Below are 15660 nucleotides of genomic sequence, written 5' to 3' on the forward strand. Positions count from 1 at the left end.
GCGGTTCAGTCCTTTTCTCGGGGCTGGTGGGCGGGGGCGGCCCCGGGCGCGGTACCCAGTGCGGCGGCCCAGGGGTAATAGAGGTGGGCCTGTGAGGCGGGCGGCCCGGTCAGACCGTCCTTGAGGACGAGGACGGAGGGCACCTGTGCCACGGGGATCCAGACCGCCGCGTCGGCGAACTCCTTCTGCACCCGTATGGCGAGCCGGGCGCGCGCGCCGTCATCCAGGGTGCGCAGCGCCTGGTGCACCGTGCTGTCGTAGGCACGGCTCTTGAACCCGACCCAGTTGTTGGGGCTGTCCGACAGTCCATTGTCGTAGAAGCCCATCGGGTCGCTCTTGGAGATGTACCAGTCGCCGACCAGTACATCGATCTCCGAGCGGGCCTGCGGGGAGCTGTAGAACTCCTCGAACTGGGCGGTCGGCACGGTCTTGATCTGTCCGACGAGCCCGATGCGCTGCAGCGCGGCCCGTACCGCGTTGGCGATGACGGTGCGGCCCTGGCTCGCGTCCGTGCCGATGACGATCGGTTCGGCCGGGGCCCCTGCCGCCTTCACCAGCCGCCTGGCCCGGGCGAGAGCGGCGGCGTCCGGCCGCGCGGGGGCGGACGCGTTCAGCGTGTGCTGCGCCGCGGAGAATGCGGGTTTCGCATAGCCCCAAGCGCCGGAGCCGACGGGGGCGGCCCAGGGCTGGACGAGCCCGCCGTAGCCGGAGGCGGCGATGCCGGCGCGGTCCAGGGCGAGGGAGAGCGCGCGGCGGATCGCGGGGTTCTTGAGGCCACCGCGCTCGGTGGGGATGAGGGCGAGGGAGGCGGTGCTGGGGCCGTAGTGCTCGGTGAGCCCCTTACGGCCGGCCAGGGCGGCGGCGGTGTTGGGGGATTCGGCGTAGCCGCCGTCGGCGGCGCCGGTGGTCAGGGCATTGACGAAGGCGCTGTCGGAGGCCCAGCGGAAGACGACCTGCCGGGTCAGCGGCTTGCGGCCCCAATAGCCGTCGTAGCGGCGGATGGTGAGCGAGTCACCCGACTTCCAGCTCGTGAGCTCGTACGGGCCCGAGCAGGCGTCACCGCGCCCCGGGGTACCGAACTCCGCTCCCGCCGCCTGGACCTGGCTGCGGTGGTACACCAGCCCGGCATCGCCCGCGAGTGCCTTGGTGAAGAGGGCGTCGGGTTGTTTGAAGGTAATGGTGATCTCGTGCGGGCCCGTTGCGGCCATCTTCTTGACGTTGCCGAACTCGTCGGCCTGCTCCATGTCCGGGTCGGCGTGGCGTTTCAGGCTCCACAGCACGTCGTCGGCGGTCATCTTCGCGCCGTCGTGGAAGGTGACGTCGTCGCGCAGGCTCAGCACCAGAGTGGTGGGGTCGGGGCGGGTGACCTTGCGGGCGAGGAAGGGGCGAACGGACATATCGGGTTGCAGCTGGTACAGCCGCTCGCAGACGTTGGTCAGGACGGCCCGGCCGGCGCTGGTGCCCTGGGTGTCCAGGTCGAGGGAGTCCGGTTCGTCCTCCAGCAGCCAGTTGACGGTGCCGAGCCGTCCGGTGGCCTTGGCGGTGGTGGGGGTGAGCCGGAGATCGGCGGCGTTCAGCGTCTTGCCGCCGCCGAGGGTGTGGGTGGCGCCGCTGCATCCAGCCGCGCTCAGGGCGAGGGCGGCGACGGCCGCGGCCAGCAGCGGGGCGGTCGGCCGGGAGCTGCGCTTCATCGGTGTGCCCCCGGTCCGTCGTAGAGGTTCCACGGCACCCGCTGGTACTCGTTCTCGCAGGGGGTGCCCGCAGTGGCGTGGTACTCGCCGCTGGTCAGATCCACGCACGAGGAGACCAGCGTCGTCCAGTGCCGGAGCGTGGGTTTCCGGGGATCGGGGTGGGTGCACAGCGACTCGGGGTGGCCGAGGTGGTCCGACATCGCCTGCCGGATGATCTTGCGTGATTCGTCGGGTCCGGTGGACGTACGCAGGGCCCGCAGCCCGGCCTCGGCGCGCGGGACCCGTATGAGGGAGTCGGACGACACCGGGCGGTATCCGGCGCTGAGCGCGGCCGGGACACCGGCCTGGTAGTGATTGCCGTGCACCAGCAGCCCGTCGGTGGGGTACATCCAGCCGTGTCCTGCCGGGGTGGTCTCCAGGTCGACGGCGAACCCCTCGCGGCAGGTCAGCAGCGCGTTGCTGGCGATGTGCGCGCGGGTGCGGCACAGCACGTCGATGGCGTCGGTGATGCTGTCCTGGTCCAGGACACTGCGCCGTACGACGGTCTGCGGCAGCCCGATCGCGTCGTCGAACCGCCCACCGAGGCCGTTGGCGTTGAGTGCGATCCCGGCCGAGTTGGCGCCCTGACGGCCGATCTGCCCGGCCTCCACCTGCATGATCAGGGTCGGCCGGGGCGGCTGGACGATCCGGATCAGTACGACGGTGTCGGCGACGCCGGCCCGCCAGTCCCAGTTCTGCCCGGCATAGACATGGCCGTCGCCGCTGGCCTCCCCGTAGGCGGCGTACGAGGTGCAGCCCTCGGCGGGTTCCTCGCCGTCCGCCGGTGCCGCGTCGCTGATCTCGGCGAAGGACTTGTCGTAGAGCACCTCGCCCCGGGCATTGAGGGCGAGGATGTCGAGCAGGCCCAGGCCCGCGCCGTCGGCGATCCCCTGCATCTCTTCGATCAGGTGGGGTGCGTAATCGCGGACCGGTGTCAGCCAGCGGGCGGCCCGGGTGGTGACCTGCTGCCAGGTCAGCCCGCTGGCGGCGCCGAAAGCGGTTTCGTAGTACGCGGCCGCGGCATGGATGCGATCGCGCACCGCCTCGCCGTATTGGCGGCCTCGCTCGGCCGGCGGACCGGCGATCTCGATGACCGGAAGGGTGCGCTGTGCCATGTCTCTCCCTGCGCAGGACCCGGTGCCTCGACGCCGTTGTGCTGTAACGTCGATTTCAGCAAGTGGGTCTCTTGGAATGCGTTGTCCAGGAGAGTAATGCCGGTCTCATGAAAGTCAACGGTTGTAATGGGGATTCCAGAAGGCTCCGTGGGTTCCGCGGGTGAGGGCACCGGCATGACGCGGCTGCGAGCCGCAGTCCGCGATGCCTGGGACGAGCTCTCCACCTCCGAGCGCGCCGTCGCCCAGCACCTCATCGGCGCCGAGCCCGAGCAGCTGCTCTTCGCCAGCGCCCAGGAGCTGGGGAGCGCCAGCGGCACCAGCAATGCCACCGTCGTACGCGCCCTCCAGCGCATCGGCTACGCCGGTCTGCCCGCCCTCAAACGCGACCTGACCACCGACTTCACCACCGCAGTCGCCCCCGAGGTCCGTCTTAGGCAGCGCATCGCCCATGTCGGCAAGGACCTGTCGGGCATCTGGAACGACGTCTTCGGCGAGGCGGCGGACCGGATCGGACACGCCCGGCGGCTGACCGACACCGCGTCCTTCCAGCGTGCGGTGGCCGCACTCGCCCAGGCCCAAGAGGTCTTCTGCTACGGCGTCGCGGCCTCCGAAATCGCCGCCCGGCACCTCGCCCTGATGCTCGCCCGGACCGGCCGCCGGGCCCGCTTCCTGGGCGCGACCGGATTCGCGTTCGCCGATGCGCTGCTGCCACTGGGGCGTGGCGACGCGGTGGTGGTCTTCCAGCCGGCCCGCCCGCTGACGGAGTTCACCGTCCTGGTGGAGCGGGCCCGCGCGGTCGGCGCCAAGGTCGTCTTCGTCACCGACGAACTCGGCGACACCTTCGAGGACCGCGTCGAAGCCGTACTGACCGCGCCGCACACCCCCACCGGCATCACCGCCGAGTCGCTGCCCGGCCTGGTCATCGCCGACGCCCTGCTGCTCGCCCTGACCACGCTGGACGGGACCCGCGCGGTGGAGACCTCACACCAACTGACGGCACTGCGCGAACAGTTGCTGCCGCCGGCGGTGAGGGCCCGCGCCCGGAAGGAGGCTCCATAGCCGTTCCTGGTCGTTCCTGGTCGTTCCGGGCTGTCGCCAGGCGTTCCCGGTTGTCGCCGGTCGTCCTCGGCTGCCGCCGGCCTCCCCGGCCGTGCTCTTTGCCCTTCCGCGCCCCCGTCGCCGCGACCGGGGCAGGTGCTCACGCAGATGCTCGAAGGCTGCGAGAACGTGGACCTGAACTGACTGCCGGTTGCTCCGGTTGCTCCGGTTGCTCAGGTGGCGACCGGAGTCGGCAGACCGGCCGCGCGGCGGCGCAGCGGAATCCCGAAGGGCCCTCGTGAGCCGCTACACGTATCATGATCACCGAATCGAGGCTCCGGCGCGATTCGAGTCCTCAGTCGACACTGAGACCTGCTACGACACCGCACCGAACGGGCCCCACCGCATCATCTCCACGGCTGTGCCGACGCGGTTGAACCCGCGAGAGCGGGGGGAGAGGCATCGGCCCCCGACGTCATGGCAGGCCTCCACCGCACTACGCCGCACCGCACCACACCGCATCACATGGCATCGCATCCAGAGTTCGTCGACGACGGCCCTGGCCGTGCGATCCTTACCATCCGACCGCCGCTTGCGGCGTAGAACACCAAGGAACCTCATGCCCCCCACGACACCGCAGTCGCACCCCCAGCTCGCTGCCCCGCTTCCTCGCCCCGCGAAGCCCGATTACCGCAATGTCTTCATCGAACCGGTCTACGGGAACACCTTCCTCGAAGACGACCTGGAGGACGACTTCGACGCCCCTGCTACTTCCCGCGCCGGCTACTGACGGCGAAGTGCTGACGGCGAGCTGCTGCGGTGAAAGTCCCATAGCGGCCGTCCAGTTGCCGGCCCACAGCGCCGATCAGGCCGTATACGTCCACGACCCCGAACCGGGGCGGTGCGAGCCGTCTCTCTGATGGCCGGTTGCTGGGACGACCCGCCCCACCGTCGACGTGAAACGCGCTTATACGGGCTGGCCGATCGGCCTGACGATCACCGTGTTGATGTCGACACCACTCGGCCGGCCAATGGCCCAGACGATCGTCTTCCCCAATTGCTCCGCCGACAGAAGGTCGCGGTCGGGCAGACCGCCGGGGGCACTGTCGAAGAAGTTCGTCTCTGTCGCGCCCGGCGAGATAAGGGTGACGCCGATGCCGTCAGCGGTCACCATCCTCCTGGTGTTCTCCGCGATGCCGGTGACGGCCCATTTCGTTGCGCCGTACATGTTTCCCGGCGTGTAGACGTGACCGGCCACGCTGCCGACGAGCACGATCCGGCCCTTGCTCTCGCGCAGCGCGGGCAGTGCGGCGTTGATGAGCAACGCGGGGCCGAGGACGTTGGTCAGCACCATGTCGTCCCAGCGGGTGGGGTCACCGTCGGCCAAGTCGTCGAAGGTGGCATAGCCCGCGTTGGCAACGACGACGTCCAGCCGCCCGACGTCGTCACCGTCGTCGCGACCGCCGTCCGGACGGCATCATGGTCCGCCGCGCTTCCCGGCATCACCAGCAAACCGTCCGGCTCGCCGAGCTCCGTGGCGAATCGGCGGAGCCGGTCCTCGCTCCGGCCCGTAATCGTCACGCGGTACCCCTGCTCGACCAGTTGCCGAGCCGTCGCGGCCCCGATCCCGCTACCGCCGCCGGTAATCAGTGCGACAGGAGAGTCAGTCATGTCAGGCATGTGCAGCCCCAAGGGATGTGTGGTGACGTTGGCTTGGAGAGTTGAGCACTTGAAGTGCACTCCAAGTCAACGGAGTTGGGGGGGGCTGGGAAGGTCGCGCAGATGCCAACCGCCGCGTATCGGCGTCGAGAGCGGACGGCGAACTCGGAGAAGCCGGCCGGTGGCTCGGCTCTGCGGCCCGGCGGCTCGGCCCGGCGTCCCGACTCACACAGCGGTGCGGCCGCCGTCGACAGGTAGCACCACGCCGTGCACAAAGCTTGCGGTGTCGCCGGCCAGGTAGGCGATTGCCTCGGCGATCTCCCTCGGGGTAGCGGGCCGTCCGGCGGGTGCCTGGGAGGCGAGGGTGTCGAGGTCCGTCCCCATGTCTGCCGTGCCCTCGGTCCGCGTCGGCCCCGGCTGGACGGCGTTGACCCGGACCCCGCGCGGGCCGTACTCGGCGGCCCAGGACTTGGTCAGCAGGTTCACGGCGGCCTTGCTGGAGCCGTACAGCGCCGCTCCCGCGATGCCGAGCTCGGCGGCCATGGTGCTGACGTTGACGATCGCCCCGCTGCCCCGGTCAGCCATTGCCGGGGCGATTTCGGCCACCAGGTAGAACGGCGCCTTCACGTTCAGCGCGTAGACGGCGTCGACCTCGCTCTCGGATGCCTGCGCCGTGGGCCCGAGGGGGTAGATGCCCGCGCTGTTGACCAGAATGTCCACCCGGCCGTCGCCCAGTTCCCTGGCTGCCCGGGCCAGCTGTCGGACCGCGGGGGCGTCCAGCAGGTCGGCGGCCACGAAGTCAGCGGCGCCGCCACGTTGCCGGATGGCCTCGACGACGCTCTCACCGCGTTCTCGGTCCCTGCCCGCCACCAGTACGTACGCACCACGCTCGGCGAGCGTTTCCGCAGTGGCTGCTCCGATACCGCTGGTCGCCCCGGTCACCAGCGCGACTCTTCCTGTCATCGACACGGTGGTCACTGGCGCACCCCTTCTCTTCCAGTCGCTTCCCGATGCCGGCGCACGCCTCGTCTCCACATCAGCACCGACCCCTGGAGGCCGCAACTGCTCCGGTACGGCTCGGCCTGTGCCGTTGCCCGGCGGCTGTTAGAGGTCGAGGACGACTTCCGTGGCCGGGGTGCTGCAGCAGACGAGGATGGTGCCGGCCTCGGGGAGTTCGAGGGGTGGGGTGGTGTACGTGATGTCGCCTGTCACGAGGTGGGTGACGCAGGTATGGCAGACGCCGGTGCGACAGGACCACCGGGTGGGGATGTCGCAGGCCTCGGCGAGGTCGAGGAGTGACGCGTGAGCGGGCGACCAGGGGGTGGTGATGCCGCTGCGGGCGAAGGTGATCAGGGGGCCGGAGCCCGGTGGGCCGGGTGGTTGGTGCGGCCGGATCGCGGCCGTGGGCGTGACGCCGGGATTGATGGCGGGGAGGGCGCTGAACTGTTCCGTATGGATTCGCTCGGGGCGCAGGCCGTACTCGCGCAGGTAACCGCCGAGGTCGTCCATGAAGGCCGGCGGTCCGCAGAGATAGGCGTCGGCATCCGTGGGAACGCCCATGGCCGCGAGTGAGGGGGCGGTCGGACGTCCCTGGGTGACGTGGGGCTCGCCGGGATGCGGGACGGCCCCGGCGGTGTAGTAGATGTGCTCGTGGGCGTGGGGGAGTTGCGCCAGGAGCGTGTGGGTCTCGTCCGCGAAGGCGTGGTGGGCGCGGTCGTGGGCGGTGTGGATCCACCAGACGGGGCGTGGGTCCCGGGCGGCGGCGAGTCGGTGGAGCATGGCGAGCACGGGCGTGGCACCGATCCCCGCGGAGACGAGGACGACCGGTCGGGTGCCTTCTTCGAGCACGAACGTTCCCCGGGGGCTTGCGATGTCCACGAGATCCCCGGGGCGGAGCGTGCCATGGAGGTAGCCGCTGACCTGCCCGTGGGGCTCGTGTTTGACGCTGATGCGGTAGGTGTCGGCGGTGGGCACGGCGGACAGGGAGTAGCTGCGCACCGTGGGGGCGGCCTCGCCGATGGCGAGGCGGAGGGAGAGGTACTGGCCGGGGCGGGACTCGGGAAGGGGGGTGTGGTCGGTGCTGCTGAGGTAGATCGACGAGACGGCCGCGGTCTCGGGGACGATGCGGGCGACGCGCAGGGTCTTGAAACCCGGCCAACCCGGCTCTGCCCCGGGCTGCTGGGTGCCGGCGCGTTCGCCCGGCCACGTGCGCTCGGGCCGATGCTCATTCTTGTGCAGGTGCCGCCGTGATTCCGTCATCACGAGTTGCCCTGCACCGCTCGCCGGAGAAACGCCACTCGGTTGCTCGCTCAGCAGGGCCCGGTGCCTGAGGCTGGGGCGGTGACAGAGCCACTTCCTGGACCAGGAGGACGGCCCACGACGTTCGGGGTGGAACGCGACCCCACTCGGGTGGTCGCGTTCAGCGACGGCGTCATCGCCATCGCCGTCACACTGCTCGTTCTGGACATCCGCCCGCCGCACGACACCCGCCACCTGTTGCACGGCCTCGCCTCGCTCTGGCCGTCCTACCTGGCCTACGCCCTCACCTTCCTGCTGATCGGGCAGGTGTGGGCCAACCACCACCTCATGTTCGACCACATCCGCAGCGCCGACCGGGTGGTGCTGTTTCTCAACACCGTGCTGCTGATGGATATCGCGTTCCTGCCCTTCGCCGCCTCCGTACTGGCCCGGGCGTTCCGCGAGGGACACGGGCAGCGCACCGCCGTCGTCCTGCACGGCATCGCGTTCGAACTCGCGGCCGTGCTGTTCAACGTCATCTGGTGGTACGCCCGTCATGACCGCCGGCTGCTCGCCACCACGATCGATGCGGACGGCGTCACAGCCATCACCCGGCGCTTCCAGCTCGCCGTTGTCTGGCTCGCCACCGGCATCCTGCTCGGGGCCTTCTTTGCCCGCGCTCGGCGTGGCCGTGATCGCCGCCTTCATTCCCTACTACTGGCTGCCCATTGCGGGCGAGATCGCCAAGGTGAAGCGTCGGCGTGACCGTGGGCGTCGCACGTGACCGTGACCGTGGGCGTCGGACGTGATCGTGGGCATCGGGCGTGACGTGGTGGCGGGCATCGACCGCCTGGGAGATCGGCTCGGGTGGGTGGCTGGGCGTCTGGGTGACTGCGCTGGCTGGCGACCGTCCACGGGCGGAGGCTTGAGGCAGGGGGACGTCCCGCCGTCGGCACGGTGACGTCCGTGCTGCCCTCCCGCCGTCCGCTGCCGGGCCGTCCTGCATCCCTGCTTCACCGACGTCTACGACTGCACCGCATCGCGCCGAAGCACATCGCGCCGAAGCACACCGCACCGAACTGCACCGAACTGCACCGAACCGCGCCGCGCCGTACCGCCCCGCACCGCGTCCATCCACTCCGTCTAACCAGTAAAAGAACCTTGACAGGTTAGACGGGAGATGCGTGACTGGATGCATAACTGCTAAATCTCGATAGAGAGGTTAGGGATATGGCTTCCGCAGTTCACCACCGCACCGCCACCGTCAACGGTCTCGAGGTCTTCTACCGGGAGGCCGGCGACCCCGAGGCGCCCGCCGTGGTTCTCCTCCACGGCTTTCCGACCAGCTCGCACATGTTCCGCCAGCTGATCCCGGCGCTGGCCGACCGCTACCACGTCATCGCCCCCGATCACATCGGGTTCGGCCAGTCCGCGATGCCGGCCCTGTCGGACTTCCCGTACACCTTCGAAGCCCTCACCGACGTCACCTCCGGACTGCTCCAGCACCTGGGCGTCGAACGGTTCGCCATGTACGTACAGGACTACGGCGCTCCCATCGGCTGGCGGCTTGCCCTCCAGGCCCCCGACCGTGTCACCGCGATCATCACCCAGAACGGCAACGCCTACGAAGAGGGCTTCGTCAAGCCGTTCTGGGACGGTGTCTTCGCCTATGCGCAGGCACCCGGCCCGGACACCGAAGCCCCCATGCGAGGCGCGCTCACTCCCGAGATCACTCGCTGGCAGTACGTCAACGGAGTGGCTGACCCGAGTCTGGTCAGCCCCGACAACTGGGTCCACGACCAGGCGCTGCTGGACCGCCCCGGTAACGAAGAGATCCAGCTCAAGCTCTTCCGCGACTACCCGACCAATGTGGAGCTCTACCCGCGGGTCCACCAGTACTTCCGTGACTCGCAAGTCCCGCTGCTGGCGGTCTGGGGCGCCAACGACGAGATCTTCGGCCCCGACGGCGCCAAGGCATTCGCCCGGGACCTGCCCCAGGCCGAGATCCACCTGCTCGAGTCCGGGCACTTCGCCCTGGAGAGCCACCTCGAGACCATCACCGGGCACATGCGCGACTTCCTCGCGCGCGTCCTCACCTGACGCTCGGGGGTCGGGTCGGGTCGGGTCGGGCCGGGCGAGGGTGAGGGCGATAGTGAGTCGGGTCGGGCCCGGTGAGGGCGAGTCGTGTCGGTGCAGCAGTCCGCCACCGGGACGGTAACCGTGACCGCAGACCGGCTACCGTATCGGCGACGAGCGTGAGTTAGGTTAGGCTTACCTAAGTAATCTACCTTGCTTCTCTAGCCGCGCCTGGAGCACCCGGATGCGTCCTTTCCACACCCCTGCCGCCTCACCGACTGCTGCAGAGCGCGTCCGGTCGATTCTGGCCTCCGCCCATTCGATGACCGTGGTGAGCGACGGGAGGCTCACCGAAGTGCGTCGCCTCGACGGAACCGGGGCAATGGGCCATGTCCACCTGCACGCACCGTTCGAGGACACCGGCGCCCAGACGGCGACGCGCGTCCCGGTGAAGTTGGAACTCACCGACATCGCCCCCACACCCGTACGGGACCGAGTCCGTGCCCGCGTCACGGTGACCGGGCTGCTGGCAGCCCCGTACAGCACCGAGGCCACGAAGAGCACCTGTATGGAGTTCGGTCAGGCGGTCCTCGAAGACGCCCGGGAACGCACCTACGTCACCCTCCACGCCCTGGAGGCAACCGACCTCGATCCGATCGCGACGAGCGAGGCAGGCATGCTGACCCACCTCCTGGACGACCACGCCGAACTCGTTCCCCTGCTGCTGCGCCTCGTTCGGCCTCGTCCGGGAACTGGCATGCAGCGCGCCCTGCCGGTGGCGATGGACCGCTACGGCGTGACGTTGCGTCTCGAATACCCGCACACCCATCACGACGTCCGGCTGCCGTTCAAGACGCCGGTGACCGACATCGACCAGGTCGGCCCCCAGATCCACGCCCTCCTGGCCACGGCGCGCCGCTTCTCCCACCCCAGCCATCTGTTGACCTGATCCGGCGGGCCCGCGTACGGCCCCGGTTGAAGTGAGTGACTGCAAGGCGATCGCATGGAGCAGCCGGGTAGCAGGGTCAGCAGGACAGCGGCGGGGACGGGCGCGGCCCCGTCGCCCTTCTGCCTACTGAAGCGGAACGCTCGCCGCGGCGCTCACGTGGCCGGCACCGAGCCGACGAGTCCGCCGTCGACGACCAGATCCTGGCCGGTGATGTACGCGGCGTCCTCGGAAGCGAGGAAAGCCACGGCTGCGGCGACCTCGTCCGGGTGACCGAGTGACCCCAGCGCCACTTCGGCGGAGTTGCGGGCTTCGGCACCCGGATCGGTGTTGGCCTCGCGCCACATCGGCGTGTCGATGTAGCCGGGGCTGACGGAGTTGACGCGGATACCGCGAGCGGCAAGATCGGAGCCCATGGTGCGGGCGAGGTTGTGGACCGCCGCCTTGCTGGCCGAATAGACCGAGGCGATGGGCAGCCCCCGGTACAGGGTCCAGGAGGCGTTGATGACGATGGCGCCACCGCGCGGCATCAGCCGCAACGCCTTCTGCACGGTGAAGAAGACGCCCTTGAAGTTGACGTTCACAGTGCGGTCGAAGTCGTCCTCGGTGATCTCGACGGTCGGCTTGAAGACGCCGGTCCCGGCATTGGCGAAGACGGCATCGAGCGTGCCGCGCCAGGTCTCGATGCGGCGCATCAGCGCGTCGAGATCGGCAGGCGAGGCGGCGTCGGCCCGCACGGCCAGTACCCGGCCCTCCACCGCGTCGAGCCGGGCGACCGCCGCGTCGAGGCGCGCCTGGTCGCGGCCGGTGATGACGACGTACGCCCCCTCGTCCAGGAGCCGCCGCGCCGTGGCGAATCCCATTCCGCTGGTGCCGCCGGTGATCAGTGCTGTCTTGTTCGTGAATCGCTGCATGGACACGATCCTGAGGCGGCGCGGCCCGATCCGGCAGTGCCACCTGAACCTGGGTCTGTCACCACCACCCTTAGGCCGTTTCTGATGGCTCTTGGCGACAGCGACAGCGACACGCGGCCGGGGCCGCGACCGTGGCCGGCGAGCGGGGCCAACTCTGCGCGACCGGGCAGCTCTGCGGCAGGGCCGCCCGAGCCACCACGCCGCCCGAGCCACCACGCCGCCCGAGCCACCACACCGGCAGGGCCGCCCTGCCGGCCGGGCAAAGGGCCTACGGAGTAGCGACCACGGCCCGATCACCCGCATCCAGCAGGCCGACCACCCGGGCCTCGGTCGGCGTCCCCTCCGCAGGGGTGTACAGCAGCAGCCGGGCGCCGGGCAGATCGGAGACGGGCAGCATCGTGTAGTGGAACGTCAGCTCCCCCACAGCGGGGTGCACCAGCGACTTGATGCCCTCGGTCGCCGCACCCACCGGGTGTTCGGCCCAGACAGTCGCGAAGACAGGACTGGCGGCGCACATGTCCTCCGCGAGCCGGCCGAACTCCGGATCGTCCGGATAGCGTGCAGCATCCGCGCGGAACAGGCCGACGATCTGCCGCGCCGCGTCCTCCCAGCCACACAGCACGGACCGGAAGTGCGCACTGGTGAAGAAGCTGACCAGACAACTGTGGTCAAGTTCGCCGTAGCCAAATACCAGTTGGGCAGCCCGGTTGACGGCGACCAGCTTCCAGTGCCGGTCGATGACGTACGCGGGCCGCCGCAGCCAGCCGTCGATGACCCGGCGGATCCCGTCCGGCACCGCGCGGTCCGCGGGCGCTGCCTGCGGAGGGTTCAGCCCGGCCAGCAGGTAGAGGTGTTCACGCTCGGCGGCGTCCAGCCGCAGCACGCGGGAGACGGCGTCCAGCACCTCGGCCGACACCTTGATGTCGCGCCCCTGTTCCAACCACGTGTACCAGGAGACCCCCACCCCGGCGAGGACCGCCACCTCCTCGCGCCGCAGCCCCGGTGTACGGCGCCCGCTGCCAGCTGCCATGCCCACGTCCGCGGGCGTCACCCGCGCCCGCCGTGAGCGCAGAAACGCCCGTATCTCCGCACTGCGCCGCTGCCGCCCCTCGGCGGAAAGCTTTGAGACCTCCATGCGGTCATGCTAATACGCCTCTCCGAGGAGAGATGTTCTGATCCGAGGAGAGGTGTTCTGTCGGTGGCGGGGCCCGGCCGTCGTTGCTGCACTGAATGGTGCCGTCGAGCTCTGCTCAGCGGCCGTTGTGCCGCGTGCGCCAGCGGCTGGGGGACAGCCCGGCCTGGCGCTGGAAGAACGTGGTGAAGTTCGCGGCGTCGTGGAAGCCAAGGTGCTCTGCGCAGCGCGCGGCGGGCAAATCGGTGTGTGCGAGCAGCCGTTTGGCCTCCAGCAGGATCCGTTGGTCGAGGAACTGCTTGGCACCCAGGCCCGTTGCGGCGCGGGTCGCGCGGGTGAGGGTGCGTGGTTCGTAGCCGAGGGCGGAGGCATAGTCGCGTACGTGGTGGTGCTCGGCGAACCGTTCCTCGACCGCGGCCCGGTAGCGGCGGAAGACGGTGTGTTCGGGGTCGGGTTCGGGGGCAGGCCCGGGTCTGGGGTCGGGCCCGGGCCTGCGGTCGGATCCGGGTTCGTGTTCGTGGGGGGTGCCTGTCGGGGCATCGGCCGGCCCGGTGGGCAGCACCCGCAGCACGAGGGCTGACAGGAGGTGGGCGAGCAGCGGCGCCGAGGCCAGCCGCGGATTCGATACCGCTGCCGCGTGCTCGTGCCGCAGATGGTCCGCGGCCCGCATGGCCAGTTCCCAGGCCTCCTTGTCGAGTCGCCAGCAGGCCGGGCCGAAAACGTCCCCCGTCGCCTGTGCCACGGGGCCAGGAGCAGGCGGGAAGCCCTGCGTGAAGAGCAGGAGGGGGCCCTCCACGTCGTCGACATCGGTCCAGCGGTGCACCACACCCGGACGTATCCACACGACGGTCCGCTCCCGCAGGGGGTGATCGATGAAATCGGCGGTGTGCCGTCCCACGCCCGCCTGCACCAAGGCCATGACATGGAAGTCCGGGCGCTGCGGGCGGGTTCGCCGGCGGCCGGGGTCCATGAGCCGCAGTTGCGCGAAGCTGAGCACTTCGACATCGAACTGGGCCCCGGGAGCCGGGGTGTAGCGCAACTGCTTGACTCCGGGAAGCTGACCGCTTTTCACAAGAAGCTTGCACCTTTCAACCGGGCTTGCGCTGCGGCACGTCTGTAGCGTTTGAGCCATATCCACTGCTCAGCGGCGTGAAATCGGGCTGGAGCAGTTCTTCGTACCCTTCAGCGAAATGGCTCAGAGGTCTCCATGACGACAGTATCCACAACACACCACGTAGCCGTGGCAGACGGCTCGATCGAGGTCCGCCGACGAGCAGGGGACGGGCCCACGCTGGTATTCGTGCACTACTGGGGCGGGTCCGCCGGTACGTGGGACGCCGTCGTGGAGCAGCTCCCGGCCGACCGGGACACGGTCCGTTTCGACCAGCGCGGCTGGGGCTCGTCGCGGGAGCTGCCCGGACCGTACCGACTGGACGAGCTCGCTGACGATCTGATCGACATCGTCAAGGGCCTGGGCCTGGGCACGTTCGTCCTCGTCGGGCACTCGATGGGCGGCAAGGTGAGTCTGCTCGCCGCCGCCCGCCGTCCCCCGGGCCTGGCTGGGGTGGTGTTGCTGGCTCCCGCGCCGCCGCAGCCGCCCGCGAGCGTGACTGCCGAGTACCGGCAGTCCCTCTCCCACGCCTACGATTCCGCGCAGTCCGTCGGGCAGGCACTCGACCACGCCCTCACCGCCACGCCGCTGGCGGGGGCCGTCCGCAGCGCCGTCGTGCGGGACAGCCTGAACAGCGACGACGCCGCCCGTCTGGAGTGGCCCATGCGGGGGATTGCCACGGATGTCACGGACGCGGCCAGGACGATCGAGGCCCCCGTCCTCGTCCTGGCCGGCGAGCGCGACCAGGTCGAACCGCCGGATGTTCTCCGTAGCTGCCTCCTGCCCAGCGTCCCCCAGGCCCGGTTCGAGATCGTCCAGGCCAGCGGGCACCTGCTGCCCCTGGAGGCCCCCGCCGCAGTCGCCGCAGCACTGGAAGACTTCACTGCTGGTCTCGCCTGCTGATACGTACCCTGCCGCCTGCCGCCTGCCGCCTGCCGCCTGCCGCCTGCCGCCTGCCGCCTGCCGCCTGCCGCCTGCCGCCTGCCGCCTGCCGCCTGCCCGTCTGGTGCCTGTCGTCTCGTGACTGAGTGCTTCAGGCGGCCCGTTAGCGCTGTGGTTGGCCCGGCATGGCGGCGCGCACGCTTCTGACCTGCACAGTTGTCACCCAAGGACATAAGGGCGCGAGGCGTCCGCGACATCCACCGACGTCTGACCCGCACTCAACCGACGGCTTCGCAACGCAGCCCCGGTCTCCGGTCGTAGACCCAAAGGCCGATTCGGCCCCTGGGGGACGCGTGCCAGCATCGCCCTATGTCTCACTCCTGGCCCAGCCACCTCGATGTAGGAGCGGTCCGCTTCGCCCGGCCGACTGCGAAGTACGACGACGTTCTGGTCTTCTACCGCGACGTCCTCGGCTTGCCGGTACTCGCCGAATGGCGCGGCCATCACGGCTATGACGGCATCGTCCTCGGCCTGCCCGGCACCCCGGTGCACATGGAGCTCCTGCAGCACGGCGACCCACCCCGCGTCCCCGAGCCGCACCCGGAGAACCAGTTGGTGCTCTATCTCCGCGGCCCCGAAGCCGTCGCCGTCGCCTCCCGACGTCTCGCCGAGCACGGACACAGCCCGGTCCCCGCCGCGAATCCCTACTGGCCGGAGCACGGCGCCGTCCTCTTCAAGGACCCGGACGGCTGGCTGGTCGTACTGGCGCCCTGGGTCTTCGGCGAAGAGCCCCCACCGGCCGGCTGAGCAAAGGATCAC

14 protein-coding genes and 1 pseudogene are annotated in these 15660 nt (G+C 69.9%); 7 read left to right on the forward strand and 8 right to left on the reverse strand.

What is annotated here, in order from left to right; all coding sequences use genetic code 11:
• Window positions 1–5: 5 nt before the first annotated feature.
• Together ABR737_RS39895 and ABR737_RS39900 are read right to left on the reverse strand one after the other, a co-directional pair.
• Window positions 6–1691 (reverse strand): ABC transporter substrate-binding protein, encoded by a 1686-nt coding sequence (locus tag ABR737_RS39895; protein WP_350256037.1) that lies wholly within the window; start codon window positions 1689–1691, stop codon window positions 6–8.
• Complete coding sequence (locus tag ABR737_RS39900; RefSeq protein WP_350256038.1) at window positions 1688–2845, reverse strand: C45 family autoproteolytic acyltransferase/hydrolase; 1158 nt, start codon at window positions 2843–2845, stop codon at window positions 1688–1690. The genes ABR737_RS39895 and ABR737_RS39900 overlap by 4 nt, the downstream gene beginning before the upstream one ends.
• Window positions 2846–3019: 174 nt before the next feature.
• On the opposite strand from ABR737_RS39900, the gene ABR737_RS39905 reads away from it, so the two are divergent.
• On the forward strand, window positions 3020–3904 hold the full coding sequence (locus tag ABR737_RS39905) for a MurR/RpiR family transcriptional regulator (RefSeq protein ID WP_350256039.1): 885 nt from the start codon (window positions 3020–3022) through the stop codon (window positions 3902–3904).
• 598 nt (window positions 3905–4502) lie between these two features.
• The gene (locus ABR737_RS39910) at window positions 4503–4673 is read left to right on the forward strand and encodes a hypothetical protein (protein ID WP_350256040.1); all 171 of its coding nucleotides are present in this window, start codon (window positions 4503–4505) and stop codon (window positions 4671–4673) included.
• 177 nt (window positions 4674–4850) lie between these two features.
• On the opposite strand, the pseudogene ABR737_RS39915 reads toward ABR737_RS39910, so the two are convergent.
• The 3 genes and pseudogenes from ABR737_RS39915 to ABR737_RS39925 all read right to left on the reverse strand — a co-directional run bounded on the left by ABR737_RS39915 (window position 4851) and on the right by ABR737_RS39925 (window position 7801).
• Window positions 4851–5554: pseudogene (locus ABR737_RS39915) on the reverse strand (SDR family oxidoreductase).
• A gap of 213 nt (window positions 5555–5767) precedes the next feature.
• Window positions 5768–6505: an SDR family NAD(P)-dependent oxidoreductase gene (locus tag ABR737_RS39920; protein WP_350256041.1), complete on the reverse strand. Its 738-nt coding sequence runs from the start codon at window positions 6503–6505 to the stop codon at window positions 5768–5770.
• Between the two features lie 141 nt (window positions 6506–6646).
• Entirely contained in the window at window positions 6647–7801 is a 1155-nt protein-coding gene (locus tag ABR737_RS39925) for a 2Fe-2S iron-sulfur cluster-binding protein (RefSeq protein ID WP_350256042.1), read from the reverse strand.
• Between the two features lie 129 nt (window positions 7802–7930).
• On the opposite strand from ABR737_RS39925, the gene ABR737_RS39930 reads away from it, so the two are divergent.
• From ABR737_RS39930 to ABR737_RS39940, 3 genes are all read left to right on the forward strand, one after another.
• Window positions 7931–8545 carry a TMEM175 family protein gene (locus tag ABR737_RS39930; protein WP_350256043.1) on the forward strand — a complete coding sequence of 205 codons (615 nt, stop codon included), beginning with the start codon at window positions 7931–7933 and terminating at the stop codon, window positions 8543–8545.
• Window positions 8546–9010: 465 nt separating this feature from the next.
• A complete protein-coding gene (locus ABR737_RS39935; RefSeq protein ID WP_350256044.1) occupies window positions 9011–9880 on the forward strand; it encodes an alpha/beta fold hydrolase in 870 nt (289 codons plus the stop codon).
• Between the two features lie 220 nt (window positions 9881–10100).
• A complete protein-coding gene (locus ABR737_RS39940) occupies window positions 10101–10805 on the forward strand; it encodes a DUF2470 domain-containing protein (RefSeq protein WP_350256045.1) in 705 nt (234 codons plus the stop codon).
• 152 nt (window positions 10806–10957) lie between these two features.
• Here the strand turns inward: ABR737_RS39940 and ABR737_RS39945 are convergent, their stop codons facing one another.
• The 3 genes from ABR737_RS39945 to ABR737_RS39955 form a co-directional block, all read right to left on the reverse strand.
• Entirely contained in the window at window positions 10958–11716 is a 759-nt protein-coding gene (locus ABR737_RS39945) for an SDR family NAD(P)-dependent oxidoreductase (RefSeq protein WP_350256046.1), read from the reverse strand.
• A gap of 268 nt (window positions 11717–11984) precedes the next feature.
• Window positions 11985–12851 carry a helix-turn-helix transcriptional regulator gene (locus ABR737_RS39950; RefSeq protein ID WP_350256047.1) on the reverse strand — a complete coding sequence of 289 codons (867 nt, stop codon included), beginning with the start codon at window positions 12849–12851 and terminating at the stop codon, window positions 11985–11987.
• Window positions 12852–12966: 115 nt separating this feature from the next.
• Entirely contained in the window at window positions 12967–13920 is a 954-nt protein-coding gene (locus ABR737_RS39955) for a helix-turn-helix domain-containing protein (protein WP_350256048.1), read from the reverse strand.
• A gap of 135 nt (window positions 13921–14055) precedes the next feature.
• On the opposite strand from ABR737_RS39955, the gene ABR737_RS39960 reads away from it, so the two are divergent.
• Both ABR737_RS39960 and ABR737_RS39965 read left to right on the forward strand, forming a co-directional pair.
• Window positions 14056–14862, forward strand: coding sequence for an alpha/beta fold hydrolase (locus ABR737_RS39960; protein WP_350256049.1), 807 nt, complete (start codon window positions 14056–14058; stop codon window positions 14860–14862).
• Between the two features lie 348 nt (window positions 14863–15210).
• Entirely contained in the window at window positions 15211–15648 is a 438-nt protein-coding gene (locus ABR737_RS39965; protein ID WP_350256050.1) for a VOC family protein, read from the forward strand.
• Window positions 15649–15660 lie beyond the last annotated feature (12 nt).

Source organism: Streptomyces sp. Edi2 (assembly GCF_040253635.1).
Classification (GTDB): Bacteria; Actinomycetota; Actinomycetes; order Streptomycetales; family Streptomycetaceae; genus Streptomyces.